The sequence below is a fragment of the Limnohabitans sp. genome (assembly GCF_044361645.1).
Classification (GTDB): domain Bacteria; phylum Pseudomonadota; class Gammaproteobacteria; order Burkholderiales; family Burkholderiaceae_C; genus Limnohabitans_A.
In genome coordinates, this window is sequence record NZ_JBIKIL010000017.1 from 1 (window position 1) to 23894 (window position 23894).

General features: G+C 57.0%; 21 protein-coding genes and 1 pseudogene. 4 read left to right on the plus strand and 18 right to left on the minus strand.

The features are described from left to right. Positions 1-221: 221 nt before the first annotated feature. The 9 genes from ACIQ39_RS04385 to ACIQ39_RS04425 all read right to left on the minus strand — a co-directional run bounded on the left by ACIQ39_RS04385 (position 222) and on the right by ACIQ39_RS04425 (position 11182). Positions 222-1700, minus strand: coding sequence for an aldehyde dehydrogenase (locus ACIQ39_RS04385; RefSeq protein WP_396433393.1), 1479 nt, complete (start codon positions 1698-1700; stop codon positions 222-224). An 84-nt stretch (positions 1701-1784) separates the two neighbouring features. Then, positions 1785-3221 (minus strand): DUF3138 family protein, encoded by a 1437-nt coding sequence (locus ACIQ39_RS04390; RefSeq protein WP_396433394.1) that lies wholly within the window; start codon positions 3219-3221, stop codon positions 1785-1787. Positions 3222-3268: 47 nt separating this feature from the next. Then, a complete protein-coding gene (locus ACIQ39_RS04395) occupies positions 3269-4120 on the minus strand; it encodes an ABC transporter permease (protein WP_396433395.1) in 852 nt (283 codons plus the stop codon). Then, the gene (locus tag ACIQ39_RS04400; RefSeq protein WP_396433396.1) at positions 4117-5049 is read right to left on the minus strand and encodes an ABC transporter permease; all 933 of its coding nucleotides are present in this window, start codon (positions 5047-5049) and stop codon (positions 4117-4119) included. The genes ACIQ39_RS04395 and ACIQ39_RS04400 overlap by 4 nt, the downstream gene beginning before the upstream one ends. Before the next feature lie 17 nt (positions 5050-5066). Beyond that, positions 5067-6194 carry an ABC transporter ATP-binding protein gene (locus ACIQ39_RS04405; protein WP_396433397.1) on the minus strand — a complete coding sequence of 376 codons (1128 nt, stop codon included), beginning with the start codon at positions 6192-6194 and terminating at the stop codon, positions 5067-5069. A 70-nt stretch (positions 6195-6264) separates the two neighbouring features. Beyond that, positions 6265-7410: an extracellular solute-binding protein gene (locus tag ACIQ39_RS04410; RefSeq protein ID WP_396433398.1), complete on the minus strand. Its 1146-nt coding sequence runs from the start codon at positions 7408-7410 to the stop codon at positions 6265-6267. Positions 7411-7521: 111 nt separating this feature from the next. Further along, positions 7522-8952, minus strand: a complete 1431-nt coding sequence (locus ACIQ39_RS04415; protein WP_396433399.1) for an aspartate aminotransferase family protein — start codon at positions 8950-8952, stop codon at positions 7522-7524. Positions 8953-8976: 24 nt separating this feature from the next. Further along, positions 8977-10359, minus strand: coding sequence for a glutamine synthetase family protein (locus ACIQ39_RS04420; protein WP_396433400.1), 1383 nt, complete (start codon positions 10357-10359; stop codon positions 8977-8979). A gap of 28 nt (positions 10360-10387) precedes the next feature. Continuing rightward, positions 10388-11182, minus strand: coding sequence for a gamma-glutamyl-gamma-aminobutyrate hydrolase family protein (locus ACIQ39_RS04425; protein WP_396433401.1), 795 nt, complete (start codon positions 11180-11182; stop codon positions 10388-10390). 206 nt (positions 11183-11388) lie between these two features. On the opposite strand from ACIQ39_RS04425, the pseudogene ACIQ39_RS04430 reads away from it, so the two are divergent. After that, a pseudogene (locus tag ACIQ39_RS04430) lies at positions 11389-11592 on the plus strand (GntR family transcriptional regulator); the annotation flags it as partial. 111 nt (positions 11593-11703) lie between these two features. Continuing rightward, complete coding sequence (locus ACIQ39_RS04435) at positions 11704-12840, plus strand: PLP-dependent aminotransferase family protein (RefSeq protein ID WP_396433429.1); 1137 nt, start codon at positions 11704-11706, stop codon at positions 12838-12840. Positions 12841-12888: 48 nt separating this feature from the next. Here the strand turns inward: ACIQ39_RS04435 and ACIQ39_RS04440 are convergent, their stop codons facing one another. Continuing rightward, on the minus strand, positions 12889-14196 hold the full coding sequence (locus tag ACIQ39_RS04440) for an NAD(P)/FAD-dependent oxidoreductase (protein ID WP_396433402.1): 1308 nt from the start codon (positions 14194-14196) through the stop codon (positions 12889-12891). Continuing rightward, on the minus strand, positions 14171-15136 hold the full coding sequence (gene speB / locus ACIQ39_RS04445; protein WP_396433403.1) for an agmatinase: 966 nt from the start codon (positions 15134-15136) through the stop codon (positions 14171-14173). Before speB ends, ACIQ39_RS04440 begins: the two co-directional genes overlap by 26 nt. Before the next feature lie 172 nt (positions 15137-15308). On the opposite strand from speB, the gene ACIQ39_RS04450 reads away from it, so the two are divergent. Continuing rightward, the gene (locus ACIQ39_RS04450) at positions 15309-16697 is read left to right on the plus strand and encodes a transaminase (protein WP_396433404.1); all 1389 of its coding nucleotides are present in this window, start codon (positions 15309-15311) and stop codon (positions 16695-16697) included. Between the two features lie 39 nt (positions 16698-16736). On the opposite strand, the gene miaB is transcribed toward ACIQ39_RS04450, so the two are convergent. The 5 genes from miaB to ACIQ39_RS04475 all read right to left on the minus strand — a co-directional run bounded on the left by miaB (position 16737) and on the right by ACIQ39_RS04475 (position 20333). Beyond that, positions 16737-18074, minus strand: coding sequence for a tRNA (N6-isopentenyl adenosine(37)-C2)-methylthiotransferase MiaB (gene miaB / locus ACIQ39_RS04455; protein ID WP_396433405.1), 1338 nt, complete (start codon positions 18072-18074; stop codon positions 16737-16739). Between the two features lie 256 nt (positions 18075-18330). Then, positions 18331-18912, minus strand: coding sequence for a YqaA family protein (locus ACIQ39_RS04460; RefSeq protein WP_396433406.1), 582 nt, complete (start codon positions 18910-18912; stop codon positions 18331-18333). Between the two features lie 165 nt (positions 18913-19077). Then, positions 19078-19440 (minus strand): DUF86 domain-containing protein, encoded by a 363-nt coding sequence (locus ACIQ39_RS04465; protein WP_396433407.1) that lies wholly within the window; start codon positions 19438-19440, stop codon positions 19078-19080. Beyond that, positions 19437-19727 (minus strand): nucleotidyltransferase family protein, encoded by a 291-nt coding sequence (locus tag ACIQ39_RS04470; protein WP_396433408.1) that lies wholly within the window; start codon positions 19725-19727, stop codon positions 19437-19439. Before ACIQ39_RS04470 ends, ACIQ39_RS04465 begins: the two co-directional genes overlap by 4 nt. A 66-nt stretch (positions 19728-19793) precedes the next feature. Then, positions 19794-20333, minus strand: coding sequence for a DUF2889 domain-containing protein (locus tag ACIQ39_RS04475; RefSeq protein ID WP_396433409.1), 540 nt, complete (start codon positions 20331-20333; stop codon positions 19794-19796). A gap of 108 nt (positions 20334-20441) precedes the next feature. On the opposite strand from ACIQ39_RS04475, the gene ACIQ39_RS04480 reads away from it, so the two are divergent. Further along, positions 20442-22001, plus strand: a complete 1560-nt coding sequence (locus ACIQ39_RS04480) for an acyl-CoA synthetase (protein ID WP_396433410.1) — start codon at positions 20442-20444, stop codon at positions 21999-22001. A 21-nt stretch (positions 22002-22022) separates the two neighbouring features. On the opposite strand, the gene ACIQ39_RS04485 is transcribed toward ACIQ39_RS04480, so the two are convergent. Then, positions 22023-22721 carry a glutathione S-transferase family protein gene (locus tag ACIQ39_RS04485; RefSeq protein ID WP_396433430.1) on the minus strand — a complete coding sequence of 233 codons (699 nt, stop codon included), beginning with the start codon at positions 22719-22721 and terminating at the stop codon, positions 22023-22025. 157 nt (positions 22722-22878) lie between these two features. Beyond that, positions 22879-23892, minus strand: coding sequence for an asparaginase (locus ACIQ39_RS04490; RefSeq protein ID WP_396433411.1), 1014 nt, complete (start codon positions 23890-23892; stop codon positions 22879-22881). Positions 23893-23894: the final 2 nt, after the last annotated feature.

The window sequence follows — 23894 nt, forward strand, 5'->3', positions numbered from 1 at the left end:
TCCAAGCCCAGCTTGGCCTTGAGCTCGGGTGGATGAAGCCTGCGCTTTTTTGTTTCAGTCATTGGTAACCCATTTCTTTGGACAGTGTCCCACTTAAACACCTGTCCCAAATTCGGGGTCCACTTCATTTGGGTGACATGTGGGGTTAGTTACCTTGTCATTTCAACAACAGGTTTAAATTTCTAAGAGCGATGTTGAGGTCGATCTTGATAACCCCACAGTCAAACAGGGCTGTCGATTCGGATCCAGGTGGTTTTGAGTTCGGTGTATTTGTCGAAGGCATGAAGCGATTTATCTCGACCTACGCCGCTTTGCTTGTAGCCTCCAAAGGGCACGGTGATGTCGTCCTCGTCGTATTGGTTGACATGTACGGTGCCAGCGCGCAGGGCACGTGCGACGCCGTGTGCAGTGTTGAGATCGCGGCTCCAAATTGAGGCTTGCAAACCATAAACATGGTCATTGGCCAAGCGCACTGCCTCATGAACATCGTTGAAGCCCATCACGCTGAGCACGGGGCCAAAAATCTCCTCCCGTGCAATGGTCATGTTGTTGGTGACGCCGTCAAAAATGGTGGGTTGTACGTAAAACCCACCGGTGTCCGTCAGGGCCGCTTGTCCACCACACAGCAGGTGTGCGCCTTCTTGCTGGCCTTTTTCGATGTAGCCTAAAACGGTATCCCGTTGTGTTTGATCGACTACTGCGCCCATGACCGTGTCAGGTAGCCGTGGATCGGCCGGTTGGTATTGCGGCACCAGCTGCAATGCACGTTCCATGAAGGCGTTTTTGATGCGTTGGTGGACGAACAAACGCGAAGGCGCATTGCAACTTTCTCCTTGGTTGAAGAAAATGCTGCCGACTGCGGCCTGCACAGCACGCTCCAGATCGGGACAATCGTCCATCACGATGAAGGGCGACTTGCCTCCCAGCTCGGTCCAGGCACGCTTGAGGTTGCTTTGTCCTGCCATCACATGGATTTGCTTGCCGACCTTGGTTGAACCGGTGAAGCCAATGCCATCCACGTCCATGTGCAAGGCCAAGGGGCTACCGCTCTCGAGGCCATAACCCGGCACCACATTAAAAACGCCTGCGGGCACACCGGCTTGCAAGGCCAATTCAGCCAGACGAAGGGCAGTCAGAGGCGATTTTTCGCTGGGTTTGAGCACGACCGAATTGCCACAAGCTAAGGCGGGTGCAATCTTCCATGCCGCCATGATCATGGGGTAGTTCCAGGGCACTATGACACCGATCACCCCCATGGGCTCGCGCCTGATCAGGGCCAAGGCTTGATCCGAGGTCGGAGCGATTTCGTCATACACCTTGTCAATCGCTTCGCCATACCAGCGGATGCAGTTGGCAGCGCTGTTGACATCCACACTGTGGGCGTAGCGTATGGGTTTGCCCATGTCCAAGGTTTCCATCTGAGCCAACTCTTCACCATGGGCCAGGATCAAATCCGAAAAACGCACCATTACCCGTTTGCGTGCAGCCGGGGGCAGTCCGCGCCAGCGTTTGTCATCAAACGAATGGCGCGCGGCTTGAACGGCCAGATCAATGTCTGTAGCGTCGCAGCGTGCGATCTCGCACAAGGTCTGCCCATTGACGGGCGAGATGTTGTCAAAGCGTGCCTCTGCGACAGCCCATTGGCGTTCTCCGTTGATGAAGGCCCGCCCATCCAGTGTCAAGTTAGGAAATGTTTGCATGTGTGTTGAGTGGCTATCAGACCTGTGTCTTTCGCAACCACCGATTCAAAATGAGCAGCCGATGAATCGGTGGTGGTGAAACGATCAAAACGCAAAGACGAGGGAGGAAAACAAACTCACACTGCTCTTTTTGTAGCTGCCATCACGCGCTTGCATGAAGACGGGTCCAGTCGCACCGTCGTAACGTATTTCGGTCTTGAACCAAGTGCCGGTGGTCCACATACCGCTGTCTGGGCTGTGGTTCCCGCTGATAAGGTAATTGACACCGACTGACAAGGCGTAACGGTTGACACCGCGTTCACCATCGGTCGCTGAACCGTCCAAAGCCATGGGAAGCCCAAAACCGTTGGTACCGTCAGGCCCCGTGCTGTCCCCATATGAACCGAACACGCCCCCACCATTTTTGCGGTTCCAAATGTAATCGGAGCGGCCCACCAGTTGCATGCGCGGTGTCACTTTGTAGGCCGCCAAAGCAGACAGGCCAGTCCAGCTGGCATTGCCACCATTGCTGGCAATGCCTTCTGCCGTACCAGTGCCAATTTGGCCTTGGAAAGTCCAGTCTGCACGGCTGAAGTAGCCGTCTATCTCAAACAAATTGATCTTAGACCCGCGTTCAAAAGTGTGGGTGCCCGCAAAACCAAAGCCCGAAAATTCTCCCTTGGCATAGTCGGCACGGTAAGTGATGCCGGGGTTCTTTTGACCTCGAACAGGTTTGACGACATCGCCTGCATCGTCTAAAGTTTCTACGGTGGCACCTGAACGCCGTGCTTGGTTGATGTTGCCCAACAAAAACTTGCTGACCCAATTGCCGCGCTCGAACTCCATGCCCGCGCCACTGTAGAAGCTGGGGATGGTGAAATCAAACAGCAGGTTGTGGCTGATCAAAGGTTGCAGGTTGGACCAAACGTATTCATACCCAGTCCAATCAGGAATTTGTCCGGCGATCACACGTGTGCCAGGGCCATCGATAGGAAGCGACACAGAAGCTTCGTGAACAATGGAGCCCAGGTTGTAGCCCGAACTGGACGATTTATGAGGGGCCAAGGTCAGGCGCCATTTTTGGCCGTTCTCAACTTCCTTTTGAATGTCCAACATGGTTTGACCGAAATAGGAGTTGTCAAAAGCGTAGCCATCGTCATCGGCACCACTGTTACCACGCCCGTCAAAGTTGTTCAAGAATACAAAACCAGAACTGTCACGGCGTTGACTGTGCACGTATGTCGGATCGATCATGCCGCCAATGCGCAGGCCTTTGAAGCCTTGAGACTCGGTGTTGTCTTCGGACGCTTCAACCTTGGCCCGAATGCGGTTGAACTCTTCCGGGTCCACCGCCGGGGCTGCAGATTCAATCGGCGCAGGATTCGGTGGGCTGCGCAACTGGTTTTCCAGCTGCACCATGCGCGCCTTGAGACTTTGTAGCTCTTTGAGCAAGTCGCTGTTGGACTGGGCATGTGCCGTGATTGGCAAGCCCACCAGGGCGCAGACTGCGAGGGCCAATGGGGTTAACTGACGTTTTTTCATGAAAGCTCCTTGGATGTTGCCGTTAAAAATTAATTTTTAAATTTTTCTCACGAGTTGGCTTCCTGCTTCCAAGCCATAGCCATCTCTTTGGCTCGCTGACGCTCTTGGCGTGCGAGCCAAAGACTGCTGGCCAACAATGCCAAGCCCACAGCCAGGACCGTCAAAGTGGCCACCACGTTGACCGTGGGGTTCAGGCCTAGTTTTGCGCGCGAGAAAATCACAATCGGTAAGGTATTGCTGCCCGGCCCTGAAAGGAATGCGGAGATCACCACATCGTCCAAAGAGAGCGTGAATGTGAGCAACCATGCAGACAACAAGGCCTGCGTGATCAAGGGCAAGGTAACGAGTCGAAACACCGCAAAAGGTTTGGCACCCAAATCCAGTGCTGCTTCCTCCAGTGATTTGTCCATCTCCAGCAGCCGTGAACGGATGACCACGGTGGCATACGACATGCCCAGCAAGGTGTGGCCCATGACAATCGTCCAGACACCTCGATCGGGAAAGCCAAACATGTTTTGCACGGCAACCAGCATCAAGAGCAATGACAAACCCACGATGACCTCGGGCATGACCAATGGGGCATTGACCATGGATGAAAAAATTGTGCGACCTCGAAAGTTTTTGTACCGCACCAATGACAAGGCGGCAAGCGTACCCAGCACGATGGACAAGGTGGCACTGACCAAACCGATTTGAAGACTCAGTTTGAAGGCATCGATGATGTCGTGGTCTTGCCACACAGCGCTGTACCAGCGAAAGGTGAACCCCCCCCACAGCGTGACCATTTTGGAGTCGTTGAACGAGTAGGCAATGAGGGTGGCAATGGGCAGGTATAGAAAGAAATAAATGCCCAGCATCCATCCCAGTCTCAGACGTTGGCCCCAAGGTGTGGGGTTCATCGTGCACCTCCTGACGCTTCGGCTGCTTGAATTCGGTTGAACCAAGCCATGGGGCCCAGAATCAAAATCATCATCACCACGGCCACACTGGATGCCATGGCCCAATCGTTGTTGTTGAAAAATTCATCCCACAGAACGCGGCCGATGCTCAGAGTGTCGGGGCCACCCAAAAGGGCTGGGATCACGTATTCACCAACACAAGGAATGAAGACCAACATCGAGCCTGCCAAAATCCCGTTGCGAGACAGGGGCACTGTGATGCGCCAAAAGATGTGCCAAGGTCGGGCACCCAGATCTGCAGCAGCCTCCAAGAGGCGCAAGTCCATCTTGACCAAGTTGGCATACAAGGGCAACACCATGAATGGCAAGTAGACATAGACCATGCCCAACTGCAAAGAAAATGCGGTGTGCATCATTTTCAAAGGCTGATCAATCAAACCTATGTTCATGAGCAACTGGTTGAACAGACCATTCGTATCCAACAGACCTTTCCATGCATAGATGCGCAGCAAAAATGAGGTCCAAAAAGGCAGCATCAAGAGCATCATCAGAGTGGGTCGAATGTTCGCCGGTGAACGTGCCAAGAAATAGGCAAAGGGATAACCCAAAAACAAACACACCAGTGTCGTAACCAAGGCATAGCGCAATGAGGACAGGTAAGTTTTGATGTACAAAGAATCGGTCAGTAAAAAGACGTAGTTGGAGAACTTCAGGCGCAGCTGTAGAACACCGTTTTCTATTTCAGCCATGGGCAAAAATCCGATGCCCGTGTCGGCCAGTTCGGAGATGCTTATTTTGAAAACGATCAAGAACGGCAAGAGAAAGAAAAGGCAAAGCCAAAAATAAGGAGCGCCGATCAGACTCCAACGCCCCCAAGGTTTTCCCAGAAGGCGAGACATCCATGTGGTGTGTTGGCTCAGCTTGGTCATGCGTTCACTCCTGTCACTTATTGGGTCAACACAACCACATCGCTGCCATCCCACCATGCCCAAACCTTGTCGCCCACCGATAAACGTCTTTCTTCGTGACGGGCCGCATTGGCCAGGGTGACCTTGAGGGTCAGGTTGTCGTGGACTTTGACGTGGTACGTGGTGAGGTTGCCAAAATAAGCCATGCCCGTGATCTGCCCTTGTGCCTGGTTGTAGCCAATCTCCTCGGGTAACTCTCGATCTTGTTTGCCGGGTTCAGTCGCACAGAGGCAAATTTTTTCAGGGCGTACCGCCACACTCACCGCCATCCCTGAAGTGCCGGTGATGCCGTGGCTGACGTAGTGACGGCATTGGGGTGTTTCGATCACCACATGGTCGGGTTCATCTTCCACCACGGTGCCAGAAAACAAATTCACATTGCCAATGAAGTCGGCGACAAAACGGCTGTTGGGGGTTTCGTAGATGTCCATTGGGGCACCCATTTGCATGATGCGGCCATCGCGCATGATGGCGATGCGATCGGCCATGGCCATGGCCTCTTCCTGATCATGGGTCACCATCACGCAAGTGACGCCCACTTTCTTGAGAATGGCGACCAACTCAATCTGGGTTTGCTCGCGGAGTTTTTTGTCCAGAGCACCCAAGGGTTCGTCGAGCAACAGCAGCTGTGGGCGCTTGGCCAAACTGCGCGCCAATGCAACACGTTGTTGCTGACCTCCAGACAGTTGGTGGGGCTTGCGTTTGGCATAGGGCTTGAGTTGGACCAAGGCCAACATGTCCAGCACACGGGTTTCGATCTCGCTTTTGGGCATCCCGTCACGTTCCAGTCCAAAGGCGATGTTTTGCGAAACGGTCATGTGCGGAAACAGCGCATAGGACTGGAACATCATGTTGATGGGCCGATCGTAGGGTGGCAAGGCGGCAATGGACTGACCGGACAACAAGATGTCGCCTCCCGATGGGCTTTCAAAGCCGGCCAACATGCGCAGCAGGGTGGATTTGCCACATCCCGATCCACCCAAGAGGGCAAAAATCTCGCCTTTCTGAATATCCAAACTGACCTGATCGACCGCCTTGGCTTCATCAAAATGCTTGGACAAACGGTCAATCTTCAAAAACGGTTCGGCATGCTGTGTGGGCGTCATGGCGGCATCTTTCGTGCACAAGTGGTTTCAAAAGAAGCCATTCCCAAAAAGGGGATGGCTTGGTGGGGGGTCAAATGCCCGTTTTGAAACTGGTGTAACTGCGGGTCACCAAGCGACGCTGGTCGTTGTTGTACATGCGCGGGGCGTGCATGTTGGCCATGTCCTCAGGGCTCAGGTAAATTGTTTTGTTGTTGGCGATTTCTGGTTTGATGAAGCGCTCTGCGCCTGCCACCGCACTGGGGTATTGCACTTGATTGCTGTCACCTGCCGCCACTTCAGGTTGCAATCGGTAGTTGATGAACTTGTAAGCGTTCTCCACGTTGACAGCGTCTTTGGGGATGACCATGGTGTCGTAAAACAACACCGCGCCTTTTTTAGGCACCAGAACTTGAATGTCGTTGCCTTTTTTGGCCTCTTGCGCCCGCGCCCGCGCAATGTTCATGTCACTCGACCAACCCAATGCCACGCACAATGAACCCGAAGCCAAGTCATTGATGTAGCCTGAGGATGAAAACAGGGTGACACTGCTGCGTATTTTTTGCAGTTCAGACCAAGCGCGTTGAAAATCTGTCGCTTTGGTCGTGTCAACAGGAATACCCAGGTAGACGAACATGGCTTCCATGATGTCTTGGCCTGAGTCGAGGAAGGACACGCCACAAGAGCGCAGGCGCGATGCGTATTTGGGGTCAAACACCAGCGCCCAAGCGTCGTCGGGCATGGGCAAGTCGCCCAAGGCTCTTTTGACCTTGTCCACATTGATGCTCACCGTGGTGTAGCCCCAAAACCAGGGCACTAAATATTGGTTGCCTGGATCGAGTTTGGCCAATTGGGCCATCACATTAGGGTCAAGGTTTTTGTAATTTGGTATTTTGCTTTTATCGATTTTGGTCAGCAACCCCCCTCGTGCTTGCAAAGCCCCCCAGTTGGACGATGGCACGACGATGTCATAACCGGTTCGGCCTGCAACCAGTTTGGCATGAACCACTTCATTCGAGTCGAAATTGTCATAACGCATCTTCACACCAAACTCTTTGATGAAGTTGGGCACTGTTTTTTCGCCAATGTAATCGGACCAGTTGTACATGTTCAGTTCGCCTTGGGCTTGGGCGGGCATGCTCAGTGCACAACCCAAACCCAAACAAAGACTCCAACCAGACAGACGCCGAGTCCATGGCGAGAAAAGTCGGAAGAAATTAAATCGTGATGATGAAGTCATGAATGTCTCCTGGTGGTTAAAAAGAAGGGTCAATCGCAAGTAAAAAATACACCGATCTGTCAAAGGCAAAGCGGGTCGCGGTGCAAAAGACGGCATGGTTTGCGCGACGCATCAACACCAGCCTTTTTGGCGAGCTTCGGTCAGCGTGAGGTCCAAGCAACGAACGATCAGGCGCATCATGTCGTCGATGTCTGCGCGGGTCATGACCAAGGGCGGGGCAATGATCATCCTGTCACCGACCGCGCGCATGACCAAACCGTTGTTGAAGCAATGCGCTCTGCAAGCCATGCCCACGCCCACATCGGGGGGGAAAGTTGCGCCGGTGAATTTGTTTTTCATGAGCATCAATCCCGCGGTCAAACCGAGGGACCGAGCATCACCCACCAAGGGATGGTCTTTCAAAGCCGCAAATTTTTCCGCCAAGTAAGGACCGGTGTCATCGCGTACCCGTTCGACGATTTGTGCCCGCTCCATCCAATCGAGCGTGGCCAGTGCCACTTGGCAGGCGACGGGGTGACCGCTGTAGGTGTAACCGTGATTGAAGTCTCCACCTTGCTCAATCAAGACTTTGGAGACGCGGTTGCCTACCATTACCCCGCCCAGCGGGATGTAACCACTGGTCACACCTTTGGCAAAAGTGATCAGGTCGGGCTTGTAGCCCATTTTTTCGTAGGCGAACCAGGCACCCAAGCGGCCAAAGGCGCAGATCACCTCATCGCTGATGAGCAAAATGCCATAGGCGTCCACAATGCGTTGAATCTCGGGCCAATAACTCGTGGGTGGGATGATCACGCCCCCAGCGCCTTGAATGGGCTCGCCAATAAAGGCCGCCACCTTGTCTGCGCCCAGTTCCAAAATTTTGGTTTCCAGTTGACGCGCCATGCGCAGACCGAAGTCGTGTTCGCTTTCCCCTTGCAAGGCATTTTCAAGAAAGTAAGGCTGGTCAATGTGCACGATGCCGGGGATGGGCAAGTCGCCTTGGTCGTGCATGCCTTGCATGCCCCCTAAGGAGGCGCCGCCAATGGTGGAGCCGTGGTAGCCATTTTTCCGACCGATGATCACCTTGCGTTCAGGATGGCCTAGGCTGGCCCAGTAGTGGCGCACCATGCGGATGTTGGTGTCATTGCTCTCTGAGCCCGAACTCGAAAAGAACACATGGGTGAAGCTGCGGTCGCCCACGGTAGGCGCCAGCTCGCAAAGTTTGGTCGCCAGTTTGACGGCAGGCACATTGGTGGTGTTGAAAAAACTGTTGTAGTAAGGCAACTCCATCATCTGCAAGTAAGCCGCTTGCGCCAGCTCTTGACGGCCATAGCCAATGTTGACGCACCACAGGCCACTCATGGCGTCCAGAATTTTCTTGCCTTCCGAATCCCAAACATAAATGCCTTCACCACGGGTGATGACGCGCGCGCCCCGTTTTGCCAAGGCTTGCGTGTCCGTGAACGGATGCATGTAATGCGCACTGTCCAAGGCTTGAATGGTTTGTGTATCGATCTGGCGACGCTCTGAAACCAAGGGTTCCGGGGTATTTCTTAAAGTCATGCAGGTGTTCCTTATCGATTGGCGTCAGACATGCAGCAACAAATGCTCACGCTCCCAAGGCGAGATCACCTCCATGAATTCATCAAATTCAATTTCCTTGATTTCGGTGTAAACGGTCACAAATTCTTCACCCAAAACTTCACGCAGGTCATCGTCGCGTCGCAGCCAGTCCAAGGCTTCACCCAAACTCCTAGGCAAGGCATAGGGTGACAAATAGCCATCGCCCTTCATTTCGGGTTTGGCCTGCAATTTGTTTTTCAGTCCAAGGTAACCACAGGCCAAGGTCATGGCCAAAGCCACGTAGGGGTTGGCATCGGCGCCAATCACACGGTTTTCAATCCGCCGGGCCTCGGGTGTGGAAATAGGGGAGCGAATGCCCACGGTGCGGTTGTCATAGCCCCATTCGATGTTGATGGGGGCGGCCGTGTGCCGAGCCAGTCGGCGGTAGCTGTTGACATAGGGCGCGACCAGGGCCATGGCCGTGGGGATGTGCTTTTGCAGACCGCCAATGTAGTGGTAAAAAGCATCAGAGGGCGAGCCATCGCTTTTGCTGAAAATGTTTTTCCCCGTGGCCTTGTCCAAAATGCTTTGGTGCACGTGCATGGCACTGCCGGGCTCGCCCGCAATGGGTTTGGCCATGAAGGTCGCATACATGTTGTGGCGCATGGCCGCTTCACGAACTGTGCGTTTAAAGAAGAAGACTTCGTCGGCCAAGCCCAAGGGGTGGTCATGGAAGAAGTTGATCTCCATTTGTCCCGCACCGGCTTCGTGGATCAGGGTGTCCACATTCAGCCCCATTTTTTCGCAAAAATCATAGATCTCTTCAAACAAGGGATCGAACTCGTTGACGGCATCGATGCTGTAGGCTTGTCGAGAGGTCTCAGCGCGGCCGCTGCGTCCGATGGGGGGGTGCAGCAAGGTGTTGGGGTCGGTGTTGCGTGCCACCAGATAAAACTCCAGTTCGGGGGCGACGACTGGATCCAGCCCCAAGTCTTCGTAGAGCTTGCAGACTCGGCGCAAAACACTGCGTGGTGCAAAGGGGATGAGTTTTCCGTGGCGGTCAAAGCAGTCGTGAATCACCTGGGCCGTGGGGTCTGTGGCCCAGGGAACGATGCGCACCGTGGAGGGGTCGGGTTGCAGATGCATGTCGCGATCGTTGGGGTTGATCACATCGTAATAAGGGCCGGACTTGGGAAATTCCCCAGTCACACCGATGGCCACCACGGCTTCGGGCAAGCGCATGCCTCGGTCTTCGGTGAATTTGGCGCGGGGCAAAATTTTTCCACGGGCAACGCCCGTCAGGTCAGGTGCCAAGCACTCAATTTCTGTGACTCGGCGCTCGTTGAGCCAGTTTTCTAATTCACTGAAGTTCGATGGGGTAGGGGTTGAAATGTTGTTGACAGACATGGGTTGTTTCTTTGTTTTTCGGGGGTGATCAGGCCGCAGTGGGCCAAGAAAGCTTGGAGATGGGTTTGAGACGCTGGAGGCGGCGCGCTGTGCACGCTTGGCCGAAAGCTTTGAAAATATTCAGGTACAAAAGTTGTTCTTGGCTGCGCCATTCGGGGTGCCACTGAACGGCATAGGCAAAGTGGGTTGCGCCGCGCACCCGCACCGCTTCAACCAAACCATCGGGCGCAAAAGCCATGGCCTCCAGCGCATCGGCCAGTCGGTCAATGCCTTGACCGTGCAAGGAATTGACCATGGCGCTTTCGCCTTCAGCCCAATGTGCGAGTGGGCTGCCCGGCACGATGCGAATGGGGTGGCTTAAAGCGTATTGATCTTCGTAGGGCAAATTCGCCGGTTCGCGGTGGTCCAACATGTGGGGCAGGTCGTGCACTTGCTGGTGCAAGGACCCGCCCAAAGCCACATTGATTTCTTGCAAGCCCCGGCAGATGCCCAGGATGGGCACTTGCTGTTCAAGGCAGGCCCGGATCAATGGCAAGCTGAGTTGATCGCGCAATGGGTCCAGTGGCAATTCTGGTTGCACCACCGTTTGGTCAAAATGCGAGGGATGAATGTTCGAGGGAGAGCCTGTCAAAAGGACACCATCGCATTGGGCCAAGAGTTCTGGAATTTGCTCAGCGCTGGCGGTGGGCAAGGTGAAGGGTTCGGCCTCGGCGTGCTGTTTGACGGCGATGGCGTATTTGTCGCCCAACACGGTGAAACCTGAGGCGTTAGGGGTTTTCCCGAGTTGGCGGTGATCGTGAGTGACCCATATCCAAGGGCGCATTTTTTGTCTCCAATTTTATTTTTCTAAAACTCATTGTGTTACTTTAATTTTAAATAAACTGGTGCCAATTTGTTTTTGTCAATAGGGCCACTTTTTTCGCCTGTGCAAGGCTGTGAGCCTGCCAAACGCCTGCCAGAGGCACGCCAAAGTAAGGGTAAATCATGATCACGGATTTTTTGAGGCGGCAGTTGCAGGCCTTGAAGGCGATGCCAGAGCAACGCGAAGCGACACTCAGTCGTCAGGTCAACTTGGCCCTGCGACAAGCCATCAAAGACCAGATCTTGCGTCCGGGTGAGCGCCTGCCTTCCAGTCGCGATTTGGCAACTGATTTGGGCTTGGCACGAAATACAGTCATGACTGCCCTGTCCCAACTTGAAGCAGAAGGATTTTTAGAGACCCGTAGGGGCAGCGGCAGTTATGTTCGGTACACATTACCCGGTCATCCATTTGACCAAGCACGGGTTAAAAATGTGGCACCCACAAGTGTCGTACCGCGATCAGTATCAGCTCGTGGTGCCCGCTTGCTCAAGCAAGCTGTTGCCGATGAATTGGAGGTCCAACCTTTCACCCAAGGCTTTCCGGACTTCTCGCCATTTCCGATCGCACTGTGGCAAAAGTTGCAAAACAAACATTGGCGTTTGTCCTATGCCGAAATGATGGATTACAACGACACCGGTGGATTCATGCCTCTCAAGCGTGCCATCGCTCAGTATTTGCGAATGTTCCGCAACATGAAGCTGGAAGACGACCAAGTGTTGGTGACCACCGGCACTCAGCAATCCTTGAGTTTGTGTGCCACCTTGTTGGCCGACCCGGGTGACACCGTATGGGTTGAAGACCCTTTGTATTGGGGGGCGGCTCAGACCTTTCGCGCCAGTGGCTTGAAGTTGCATGGTATTCCCACGGATGCCCAAGGCATGAATTTGGTGCACGTCGAACGCGCGCCTCCTGCACGCATGGTGTATGTGACCCCTTCGCACCAATACCCGACGGGTGGTGTTTTGTCTTTTGAGAGGCGGCAAGATTTATTACAGCGGTGTCGCGACATGCAGTCTTGGTTGCTGGAAGACGACTACGACAGTGAATTCAGATTCTCCGGACCTGTCATGTCTTCCTTGCACGGGCTCGATGTGTGCGACCGCGTTTTCTACATGGGCACCTTCTCCAAGGCGCTTTACCCAGGCATCAAGATGGCCTATTTGGTGGTCCCCAAAGTCTGGGTTCATGCCTTCAAACGTGCGCATTACGATTTGAATCGGCCCGGACTGATGCATCAGCAAGTGGCCATGGCTGAGTTCATTGAACTGGGGCATTTCCATACGACCATTCGAAGCGCTAAGCAGCACTATGCCGAGCGGCGCCAAGCCTTGTTACAGGCTTTGGCGCCGTGCTTGAAATTCCAGGCCCAACTCAGCGGTGCTGAGCAAGGTTTGCATTTGTGTGTGCATTTGCCCTTGCATGTCAACGATGTGGCGCTTGCCAAGCTGGCCCTACAACATGGCTTGACAGTGCGTGCATTGTCGCGTTACGCGATTGCGCGTAAAAATCTACGTGGCTTGGTCATTGGCTATGGGTATGCCCCTTTGTCTTCGATTCAGAAAGATGGGCCTGTATTGGCTAAACTCATTTTGCAGGCGCTGCAACTCAAACCCAAATGATCCTAAATCCGGATTTGGTTTATGTGCCTGGGTTGTCGAGTAGGCCATTCAACTCAACCAGTCGCGTAACCGGAAATAACTTGTACCAGCCACCAACAATGGCAAACGCCAGGCCGAGCCACCAGGGAATGGGCTTTGGCGAATGCCCTCGAACGCGGACAGAGCTTGAGCATCACCCAAAATGGCTTGGGTCACCACGCGCCCAGCCAAGGTGGTGGCTGCCAGTCCATGCCCGCTGAAACCTTGAACGTGGTAGACCCCATCGGCAAAGCGTCCCCAATCGGGTGCGCGGTCGCGCGAGATGTCCACAAACCCCCCCCAAGTGTGATCAATGCGGGTGTGTGCAAGTTGCGGGAAAACCTTCACCATCCGTTGCCGCATGACTTCGGTGAGCCGTGAAGGGGTGGCTGTGGTGTAACTGACTTGCCCACCAAAAAGCATGCGCTTGTCTTCACTGATTCGGAAGTAATCCAAAACAAAATTGTTGTCGCACACCGCCGCTCGGAAAGGCAAGAGTTGATTGGCTAATGGGGCAGACAAAGCCTCCGTGGCCACCACATAGGTGCCCACGGGCATGATGCGCGCGTGCAAACGTTTGGCCAGTTGGGGCGATTGCCACAACATGCCGCAGTTGCCAGCCAGCACCACATGGCGAGCCCTCACCTGGGCTTGGTCGGTGCGCACAAGCCAGTGGTGGCCATCTCTTTGCATCGACAAAGCCGGGCTGTTCTCGTGCAAACGCACCCCATTTTCTGCGGCGGCCCGTGCAATGCCCAAGCCATAACGCAAAGGGTTGAAGTGGCCAGATCCGGGGTCGAGCAGGCCAGCCACGTAGCGGTCGCTGCCAATGTGCTGCTGCAGATCGGCTTTTTGCACATAGCGCATGTTGTAGCCATAGTGGCTTTGCATGTGGCGCGACTCTTGCAGAAGTGCTTGGGCTTTACGGGGTCTATCGGCCACCGTCAAATAGTGCCAAACCGGGTGGCAATCGATGGCATATTTCTCCATCCGCTCTCGCATCAGGGCCATGCTTGACAATGACAATTGCCAAAGCATTTTGGCCTGCGCCATGCCCAAGTGCTTTTCCAGCCAAGCCTGACCGCATGCGTAACCGGTGATGGCTTGACCGCCATTGCGGCCCGTGGCATGGCCGCACAGACGTTCGGCTTCCAAGAGCAGCACGCTTTGTCCCCGCTCGGCCAGGTCCAAGGCGCAAGACAAGCCGGCCAGCCCACCACCGACCACCAGGACGTCGGCCTGTTCATCGGTCTCTAATTTGGGCCAGTGGTCACGCTGAACCGTGGTTTCATAAAAAACGTCGCGCCCCAAGTCACGGTTTTTGTCTGCCAGATCCATGTCCATGACCTCCAAGTTGGCGACGCTGCAGGCGGGCTGCTTGGCCGCTTAAATAAGACCACACCAAGCTGCTGGCGGCCAAGCTGGTGAGCTCTGCATGGTCATAGGCTGGGCAGACTTCCACGCAGTCCATGCCCACCCAGTTGAGCTCGCACAAGCCTTCAATCCAAGTCAACACTTGTCGCGTGGTCAATCCACCCGGCTCAGGTGTTCCCGTGCCCGGTGCATAGGCAGGGTCTAAGCAATCGATGTCCAGCGTCAGGTAAATCGGACGCTGTCCCACGCGCTCGCGCACGGCTTGCAAGACCGCGTTCAGCTGCGTGCCTTCCATGCCCCACAGGTCGCGAGCGTGGTAAATCATGCCGCCTTGGTCGCGCACGTATTCCCGCGCACCCCTTTCTGCGGCGGACCTCAAACCCACTTGGACCGTGTGCTGCGCACTGACCAAGCCTTGCTCGATGGCCTCGCGCGTCCAGGTGCCGTGGCCCGAGGGTTCACCAAAATGGTCGCTCCAAGTGTCGCAATGGGCATCGAAATGCAACAGCGCGACTGGGCCATGGGTCGCGTGAATGGCGCGCAGCATGGCCAAGCTGATGGCATGGTCACCGCCTAAAAAAACGCAGTGGTGCTTTCGGACCAAAGGCATGGCTTGTTCCAACATGGCGGTGCGGGCGGCGGCCAAGCCGCTGGCATTGGGCAGGCGCAAGTTGCCCCCGTCCCCTAAAAAGGGCAAGGGGCTGATGTCAAACACCGGATGGGTGGCGTCGCACAACATTTGGCTGGCCGCGCGTATGCTTTGTGGTGCCATGCGCGCGCCTGTGCGGTGGCTCACGCTGCCATCCCAAGGCACGCCCACCACCGCAAGCGGATGGTCTTGCAGCGCCGCACACCCGGCAAATCGGCCATGCATTTGGGCATAAGGAAATTCACCAATGGTCATGTTGTCAGTGCCTTTAAAAAATCTGCAGATCGTGGTCAAGCCCGGAATGCCTCCTGAGACGTGTGTCACGAATAAATGGTAGATGCAATAAGTTGGGTTCTATGGGTCCAATTTTGATTGGCATGTGTGGCCACTTGAATTCATTCTTGTTATGCCCATTACGATCACGGTCATGAGCATCTTCTTTGACCCTCACCCCGAAAAAAGCCAGGCCCTGCACGCATGGATGGCCGACGAGCAGGCCTTGTTTGCCAAGCACCATGCGGCCAGTGCGGTGTTGCAAAAGCGTTGCGATCGCCATTACCTGTTTGGCATGCCCATGCATTGGATGCAGGACTGGCCCAATGCCCATGGTTTGTTTATTCAAAGTGCTGAGCATGCGCAGCTGACATGCGTAGACCAACTGAGTTATGCCGATTTTTGTTTGGGCGACACAGGGGCCATGTTCGGCCACAGTCCAACTACAGTGGCCCAGGTTTTGGCTGAACAAGCAGGTCAGGGCCTGACCTGCATGCTGCCGGCGCAGTGTGCTGCAGAGGTGGGCGAGCGCCTGACCGATGTTTTTGGTTTGCCCATTTGGCAAATGGCCCTCAGTGCCAGCGATGCCAACCGCTTTGTGCTGCGCTGGGTGCGCGCCATCACCCAGCGGCGGGTCGTGTTGGTGTTTGACGGGTGTTACCACGGCGCGGTGGATGACAGCTTGGTCGACCTGCTGGACAGCGGAGCAGTGGTGGATCGCCCATCGGCCCTGGGTGCATTGCACAGCCATGCCGCCACGACACGGGTGGTGCCCTTCAATGATTTGGCAGCGTTGCAATCGGCTTTGGCCGATGGCCAAGTGGCCGCTGTTTTGGCCGAACCGGCCTTGACCAACTGTGGGCTGGTCTTGCCCCATGTTGACTTTTGGCCCCAAGCACACATGCTGTGTCAAAAGTACGGCAGTTTGCTGGTCATGGACGAAACCCACACCGTGTCAACCGCTTTGGGCGGCTGGTCTCGCCAGCAGGGCCTTGTGCCCGACCTGATGGTGGTGGGCAAAGCCGTTGCCGCTGGTTTGCCCTGTGCGGTTTACGGCTTCAGCCATGAGATTGCCCAGCGCATGGTTCAAGCCAAACAACAAGCCGCACCAGGGCACAGCGGCATTGGCACCACCTTGTCGGGCAATATGCTGGCCTTAACGGTGCTGTTGGCCAGTTTGACGCATCTGCACACCGAGGCAAGTTACGCCGCCATGCAAGCCGGAGCCAATCGCTTGGCAGCGGGTTTGCGGCAACGCATCCTGTCTGCAGGACGGGGCTGGACTGTGACCCAATTGGGTGCGCGCATCGAGTTGCAGTTCATGTCCCAAGCCCCCCGCAATGCCAAAGAGGTGCGGGCCTCAGGGACGGATTTTTTGCAATCCGTGCTGCACCTGTTTATGCTCAACCGAGGGGTGGTGCTGACGCCCTTTCACTGCATGATGTTGGTTTCTCCCGTCACCCGCTCCGCACAAATCGATCAGCTTCTGGCTTGTTTTGACATGTTCTTGACCGAACTCGACGACCGAAAAATCACGGTTTGAGCGGGTTTTCAGGGCCGTCTTGAATCGGCCCGTTTGACTTCAAGTCTGGATCACCAACTCACCACGCAGCGAGTGCGACAGGCCTTGGGTGATGCGCACATCGGCCATCTGACCGATCAGGCGGTCCATGTGGGGGCCGCCGGGGAAGTTGACCACCCGGTTGCACTCGGTGCGGCCGGCCAACTCGGTCGCGTCCTTGCGTGAAGGGCGCTCCACCAAAATGCGCTGCAGCGTGCCCACGCGGCTCTCGCCAATGCGCTGCACGTTGGCTTCGATGGTCGCTTGCAGGTGGTGCAGGCGGCGCAGTTTTTCGGCGTGCGGCGTGTCGTCGTGCAGGTTGGCCGCTGGCGTGCCGGGGCGGGGGCTGAAGATGAAGCTGAAACTGGTGTCAAAACCCACATCGGTGATCAGCTTCATCATCTTGTTGAAGTCGTCCTCGGTCTCGCCGGGGAAGCCCACGATGAAGTCACTGCTGAGCGACAGGTCAGGGCGGATCGCCCGCAGCTTGCGGATCGTGCTCTTGTATTCCATGGCGGTGTAACCACGCTTCATGGCCATCAAGATGCGGTCCGAGCCGTGCTGCACCGGCAGGTGCAAATGGCTGACCAGCTTGGGGATCTTGTCGTAAGCATCGATCAGGCGCTGGGTGAACTCGTTCGGGTGGCTGGTCACGTAGCGGATGCGCGCTATGCCCGGCATGTCGGCCACATACTCCAGCAGCAGCGCAAAGTCGGCCATCTCCGAGGTGTTGCCCATCTTGCCCCGGTAAGCGTTCACGTTCTGGCCCAGCAGGGTGATCTCTTTCACGCCCTGCGCGGCCAAGCCTGCCACCTCAACCAGCACATCGTCAAACGGGCGCGAGACCTCTTCGCCCCGGGTGTAGGGCACCACGCAATAGCTGCAGTATTTGCTGCAACCTTCCATGATGGACACAAAGGCGGTGGCACCTTCCACCTTGGCAGGCGGCAGGTGGTCAAACTTTTCAATCTCGGGAAAGCTGATGTCCACCTGCGGACGCTGCTTGCGCTCGCGCTCGTTCAACAACTCGGGCAGGCGGTGCAGGGTCTGCGGGCCAAACACCACGTCCACATAAGGTGCGCGCTTGATGATCTCGGCACCCTCCTGGCTGGCCACACAACCGCCCACGCCAATCAGCACGCCCTTGGCTTTCAGGTGCTGCACCCGGCCCAGATCGCTGAAGACTTTTTCTTGCGCTTTTTCGCGCACCGAGCAGGTGTTGAACAAAATCAGATCGGCCTCGTCCACGTTCTGTGTGGGCACATAGCCCTGCGCTGCGCCCAGCACATCGGCCATCTTGTCCGAGTCGTACTCGTTCATCTGGCAGCCAAAGGTTTTGATGAAGACCTTCTTGCTCATGCGGCCTCCGCGGAGTCAAGGGAGGTGATGGAGTCAAGGCAAAGCAAAGCACGCCAAAAGAAAGAACGCCCGGAGAGGGCCAAAGTGCAGCGGTTCATGGTGTAGATCCAGAGGCTGTTGGGGGAAAGCGCTTGGGGGGCGCTGGATGGGGGATTATCGCAGGCGGCACGCCATGGGCGCACAACGCCACTTGGTGTGTAGACCGTTTGCAGCGGCTTCACCAAGGGGTCACGAGCCCCAGCGCCGCCGCAGCCGTTCAGCGCAGCTGAAAGTAGGCGTAGAGCAAAGCGGCCAAGGCCACCGTGCCCCAGCCCAGCCACTCCATGAAGGGGCGCAGCTTGGGCTCCATGCTGGGGCCAAAGCGGCCCATCAGCCAGCCGACCAAAAAGAAGCGGCCGCCACGGCCAATGAACGAGGCCAGCACAAAGGGCAAGAGCGGCATGGCCATGCTGCCGGCCGCGATGGTGAAGGCTTTGTAGGGAATGGGCGAGAAGCCCGCCAGCAGCACAGCCCAAAACCCCCAGTCCGCAAACCAGGCTTTGGCCAACTCGATCTTGGGTGCCCAACCGGCTTGCGTGACCCAGGGCATGACGGCATCAATGGCCCAAACGCCAATGGCGTAGCCAAAAACACCCCCCGCCACCGAGGTCAGGGTGGTGATCATGGCAAAACGGAACCAACGCTTTGGTTGCGCCACGCACATGGGCGCCAGCATCACATCGGGCGGGATCGGGAAAAACGAAGACTCCGCAAAGCTGATGCCGCCCAAAAACCAGGGGGCCTTGGGGTGCCGACTCCACAGCATCACGCGGTCATACAGAGCGCCAAACAATTTCACACAGGTTCCTAGGGTCTTGCCGCATGGGCGAAGCCCGCATTATCCGGTGGACGATCCATCAGGCTGTGGTGTCATCGGCCAGTTTTGGCCTGAAAAACATCGGATACGCCCGCTGCACCGTCAGTGACTGTCTGTATTGATGGCGTGGGAAGTAGAGATGACGGGTTAAAAGCGGATGTCTTTTCTGGCCATAGAAACTTGTTCATGCAGATCAGGCAAATCCCGCTCAATGGTTTTCCAGACGACGCCAAGGTCTACTTTGTAATAGCCATGCGCCAGCACATTGCGCATGTCATAGGCAAACGACAGCGGCAATTCAGGGTGGGCGCTCACAAAGTCGGGTGCAAGGCGTTCGATGTTCCGGCTGGCTTCGCCAATGATCTCAAAGTTGCGGATGACGGCATCTTGAACCAGTGGGGTGGACATAAACCCTGTTTTGTCCAGATCTGCGCTGTACCGCTGGATTCGATCAATCGCCTCAAGAATGTGGTCCAGGTAGTCAGGCAAGCGCAGCGGATCACGACTCATACGGGGCGCGCCTGGGCGATGACGATGTGTCTGAATTTGTCAGGCAATGCATCAGGCGTCAGCACGTCAACAGGCACCCCCAGCAAGTTCCGCAGTTTGTAGCGAATGGCTCCCAGGTCAAACAAGGTGGTGTTGGTCGTGGTGTCCACCAAAATGTCCAGATCACTTTCGTCCGTGTCCAGGCCGTGCACGACCGAACCAAACACGCGTGCATTCACCGCTCTGTGCGCCAGAACGATGTCACGTATTTCGCTGCGGTGGGCCGCCAGTGCTGCAGAGGGTTTCATAAATGGTGGCAGTGCAAGTGTGGAGAGATTTTATGCACAGGGCCTAGGCTTGCCAATCTGACCGGGTCAAGACGCCTCAGACCCGTCAGACCCCTTCGGCCTGAAAAACATCGGATACGCCCGCTGCACCGTCGGGCTGTCGTGGGCCCAGCTGTGGCATTGGCCCAGGAAGTAGGGCGCTTGGGTCATTTCGGGGTGAGGCTGGCCTGCCAGTTTGCGGCGCTGCCATTGGCCAGCCGGCAGGGTTTGGTAGGCGGCAGTGGCCATGTTGAACAGCATCTCGCGCAGGTGGGTGCAGCCGTTGGTGCCGCCCACGTGCTGGTTGATGACTTTGCGCCAGCCCGGGCCCATGGTGCAGCCGATGAGCTTGTGCATGCCGTGTGGCGCGCCCACGCATTCCGGGTGCGGGATGTCGTCCATCGACGTGGCGATGTCCTGGATGACCATCTGGTCGTTGAGCGTCACGCGAATTTTCAGGTTGTGGATCGGCTCTTTGGCTGGAAAGGGCCGTTCGTTGGAAACTTCAAAACCGAAGGTCTTGACATCGGTCAGTTGGGCTTCAATGTCCCACAGACCGTCTTCGCGGTCGTAGCCTTGGAACACCACGGTTCGCGTATGTGACAGTTTGCGGGGGGAGGGAGGGGGAAGTGCCAATGGAAATCTCGTGGGTCTGGTGTTCAATCGCGCCATCATAGCCACGCAGGATGCCTTCCCATGTCGCAATCACTCCACCCCGCGGTTCGCCGCCAAACCATCGCCGACGCGCTGCGCCGCACCGCGCTTCGTTTACCCGCCAAAACCGCCATTGTGTGCAGCAGCACCAGCTGGACTTATGCCCAGTTCGACGCACTGGTCACGCGCCTGGCCGCAGGCTTGGCCAGCATTGGGGTGGCCGAGGGCGACAAGGTGGCGGTGTTGGCGCGCAATTCGCACGGATTTGCCGCGCTGCGCTTTGCGCTGGCCCGTCGGGGCGCGGTCATGGTGCCGATCAACTTCATGCTCAAGGCCGAAGAGGTGGCTTTCATTTTGCGCCACGCGGGTGCCCAAACCTTGGCCACCGACAGCGGCTTGGCCGAGCTGGCGCAGGCTGCAGCCAAGCGCGACACGAAAGTCCAGCAATTCATCTGGTTGCCGTCCGAAGACCCGAGTCAAGCCGTGGCGGGCATGCACAGCTTTGACACGCTGGCCGCCTGCACCGACGCCTTGCCCGACTTGCAGCTGGGCAGCTATGACGTGGCGCAGATCGTCTACACCAGCGGCACCGAGTCCTCGCCCAAAGGCGCGCAGCTCACGCACGACGCCGTCATGTGGCAATACGTCAGCTGCGTGATCGACGCCGAAATCGCCGAGGCTGACGTGGCCCTGCACGCGCTGCCGCTGTACCACTGCGCCCAGCTCGATGTGTTTTTTGGCCCGGCCATTTACATGGGCAGCACCAACGTCATCACGTCCAAGCCCACGCCCGACAACCTGTTGCCGATGATCGAAAAGTTTGGCATCACCAGCTTTTTTGCGCCGCCCACGGTGTGGATTGCGCTGCTGCGCTCGCCGCTGATGGATGCGGGCAAGCTTTCCAAGCTGGCCAAGGGCTATTACGGCGCGTCCATCATGCCGGTCGAGGTGCTCAAAGAACTGGCTGCGCGCTTGCCCAAGGTGCGTTTGTGGAACCTGTATGGCCAGACCGAAATCGCGCCACTGGCCACCCTGCTTGGCCCTGAAGACCAGTTGCGCAAACTGGGTTCATGCGGCAAAGCGGTGCGCAACGTGGAGACCCGCGTGGTCAACGACGCCATGCAGGACGTGGCCGTGGGCGAGGTGGGCGAGATCGTGCACTGCTCGCCGCACCTGATGCTGGGCTACTTCCATGACGACGAGCGCACCCGGGCGGCGTTTGAGGGCGATTGGTTCCACAGCGGTGATTTGGGGCTGATCGACGCGGAGGGTTACATCACGGTGGTGGACCGCAAGAAGGACATGATCAAGTCCGGCGGCGAAAACGTGGCCAGCCGCGAGGTCGAAGAAATGATCTACCGCCTGCCGCAGGTGAGCGAAGTGGCGGTGATTGGCTTGCACGACCCTAAGTGGGTCGAAGCCGTGACGGCGGTGATCGTGGTCAAAGCAGGGCAGACGCTGGACGAGGCGGCGGTGATCGCCCACTGCGCCCAACACATGGCCGGTTTCAAGTGCCCCAAACGCGTGCTCTTCACCGACACCTTGCCCAAGAACCCGAGCGGCAAGCTGCTCAAGCGGGATTTGCGCTTGAGGTATGCGTGAGTTGCGGGGCCAAACCCGACTTCAAGCTTGATTCAAACGCTCATTTTGCGGAAACATGAATTTCTTGGCGTCCGCATCCATCTCTGTTTTGAAGGTGTATTTCGCCTTGAAGGCTTCAGCCCTTTGCGCTGCGGGGCGGGCGTTGACCAGATCGAGCAGGCGTTTGATGTGGGGGTACTGGGTCCAGGTGGCCTCGCCCGTGCCCAGCACATAGGGCAGCAGGCGCGCCCAGCCCCACAAGGCCATGTCAACGATGCTGTAGTGCTCGCCCAGCATGTAGGTGTTTTGTGCCAAGTGTTTTTCCAGCACCGTCCAATGGCGGTGGGCCTCAAAGTCGTAGCGGTTCAACGCGTAGGCTTTGGGTTCGGGTGCCGCATGGCGAAAGTGCACCGACTGGCCCGAAAACGGCCCAATGCCGCTGGCGATGAACAGCAACCAAGACAGCGCCGCGCCACGCTCTTTGGCTTGGCTCACGCTGGGCATGAACTTTTGTTCGCGCTCGGCCAGGTACAACAAGATCGCGTTGCTGTCGAACACGGTCACCTCGCCGTCGCTGATGGCGGGCACTTTGGCATTGGGGTTGACGGCCAAAAATGCCGCGTCAAACTGCTCACCTTTGCGCGTGTCCACCGGCACGGCCTCAAAGGCCAGACCCAGCTCTTCCAGCAAAAGGGCGATCTTCATGGGGTTGGGGGCGGCGTTGAAGAAGAATTTCAGTATGGTTTGATCCTGTTGGTGGGGTTAAAAAGTTGCTTGCAAGTGTCGGCCATGTGCTGTTCGCTGGGCTCAGGGGCGGTCATTTGGGCGACAGGTCAAAGCCGCACAGGTCGGCCGGGTCGGTCGGGTCGGTCTGAGGGGCCCAAAGCGCATGGCAGCTTCATGTTGTGCGCAAAATGCGGTCAATCCAGTCTTGAATTTCAGGCCCCTTCATGCCATGCGCCAGGCCCAGCAACAGGACGATGCGCACCTTGTGCGGCGGCAAAGGGCCCGCTGTCAAAATGCCATGTTGGGCATCGGCGTAGACACTGGCCCGCGTCACGCTGCCGGTGATGAAACGGGCGCAACGCGCCACCAGCACGCCTTGGCCGGGCAGCGACTGAATCAGCGCGCGGTAAGCCGTGGGCGTGTTGGCATTGCCCAAACCGGCATGCACAATGCCTTGCGCGCCAGCGGCCACAAAGGCGAGCAGGGCGGTCTCGTCCACGCCCGCGTAGGCCACGGCAATGTCCACGCGGGGCCAGGCTGAAGGCGTCTTCCACGTGGCGGGGGATTGCCAAGCCACAGTGGGGGCACGGCCTGCAGCGCGGAACCATTGCACCGCTTGGTCGGCCACCTCGCCCAGCGCACCGGCCAGCGGGCTGTCAAAAGCTTCCACGCTGCTGACGTGGCGCTTAGCGACCCACAGGCCTGAGTGGATGCGGCCATTCATGACCACCAAGGTGCCTCGCCCCTGTGCACCGGGGCAGGCGGCCACGCTGCAGGCGTCGAGCAAATTGGCGGGGCCGTCCGCCGAATAAGCGGTGGCCGGGCGCATGGCGCCCACCACCACAATCGGTTTGTGCGTGTCCACGCTCAGGTGCAAAAAGGTGGCGGTCTCTTCCAGTGTGTCGGTGCCGTGCGTGACCACAATGCCCGCCACATCGGGATCATGGACAGCCAGCATCACGGCGGCATGCAAGTCCAGCCAATGCGCTGGTCGCACGTCGTAACTGGCCAGCTGCATGGGCTGTGTGACTTGGATGCCGTAGCGCTGCCGCAGCTCGGGCACGGTGTCGAGCACGGCCGCCAGGCTCAGGCTGGCGGGTTGGTAATCGGTGCTGTTTGATGCAGTGCTGGCCGCGCCTGCGATGGTGCCGCCCGTGCCGATCAGGGCCAATGTGGGTTTGGTCATGG

Bases quoted from the DNA above. Each gene is read 5' to 3' on its own strand.
- ACIQ39_RS04385 (WP_396433393.1), bottom strand. From the start codon at position 1,700: ATGCAAACATTTCCTAACTTGACACTGGATGGGCGGGCCTTCATCAAC.
- ACIQ39_RS04390 (WP_396433394.1), bottom strand. From the start codon at position 3,221: ATGAAAAAACGTCAGTTAACCCCATTGGCCCTCGCAGTCTGCGCCCTG.
- ACIQ39_RS04395 (WP_396433395.1), bottom strand. From the start codon at position 4,120: ATGAACCCCACACCTTGGGGCCAACGTCTGAGACTGGGATGGATGCTG.
- ACIQ39_RS04400 (WP_396433396.1), bottom strand. From the start codon at position 5,049: ATGACCAAGCTGAGCCAACACACCACATGGATGTCTCGCCTTCTGGGA.
- ACIQ39_RS04405 (WP_396433397.1), bottom strand. From the start codon at position 6,194: ATGACGCCCACACAGCATGCCGAACCGTTTTTGAAGATTGACCGTTTG.
- ACIQ39_RS04410 (WP_396433398.1), bottom strand. From the start codon at position 7,410: ATGACTTCATCATCACGATTTAATTTCTTCCGACTTTTCTCGCCATGG.
- ACIQ39_RS04415 (WP_396433399.1), bottom strand. From the start codon at position 8,952: ATGACTTTAAGAAATACCCCGGAACCCTTGGTTTCAGAGCGTCGCCAG.
- ACIQ39_RS04420 (WP_396433400.1), bottom strand. From the start codon at position 10,359: ATGTCTGTCAACAACATTTCAACCCCTACCCCATCGAACTTCAGTGAA.
- ACIQ39_RS04425 (WP_396433401.1), bottom strand. From the start codon at position 11,182: ATGCGCCCTTGGATATGGGTCACTCACGATCACCGCCAACTCGGGAAA.
- ACIQ39_RS04440 (WP_396433402.1), bottom strand. From the start codon at position 14,196: ATGGATCTGGCAGACAAAAACCGTGACTTGGGGCGCGACGTTTTTTAT.
- speB (WP_396433403.1), bottom strand. From the start codon at position 15,136: ATGACCATTGGTGAATTTCCTTATGCCCAAATGCATGGCCGATTTGCC.
- ACIQ39_RS04450 (WP_396433404.1), top strand. From the start codon at position 15,309: ATGAGCATCTTCTTTGACCCTCACCCCGAAAAAAGCCAGGCCCTGCAC.
- miaB (WP_396433405.1), bottom strand. From the start codon at position 18,074: ATGAGCAAGAAGGTCTTCATCAAAACCTTTGGCTGCCAGATGAACGAG.
- ACIQ39_RS04465 (WP_396433407.1), bottom strand. From the start codon at position 19,440: ATGAGTCGTGATCCGCTGCGCTTGCCTGACTACCTGGACCACATTCTT.
- ACIQ39_RS04470 (WP_396433408.1), bottom strand. From the start codon at position 19,727: ATGAAACCCTCTGCAGCACTGGCGGCCCACCGCAGCGAAATACGTGAC.
- ACIQ39_RS04480 (WP_396433410.1), top strand. From the start codon at position 20,442: ATGTCGCAATCACTCCACCCCGCGGTTCGCCGCCAAACCATCGCCGAC.
- ACIQ39_RS04490 (WP_396433411.1), bottom strand. From the start codon at position 23,892: ATGACCAAACCCACATTGGCCCTGATCGGCACGGGCGGCACCATCGCA.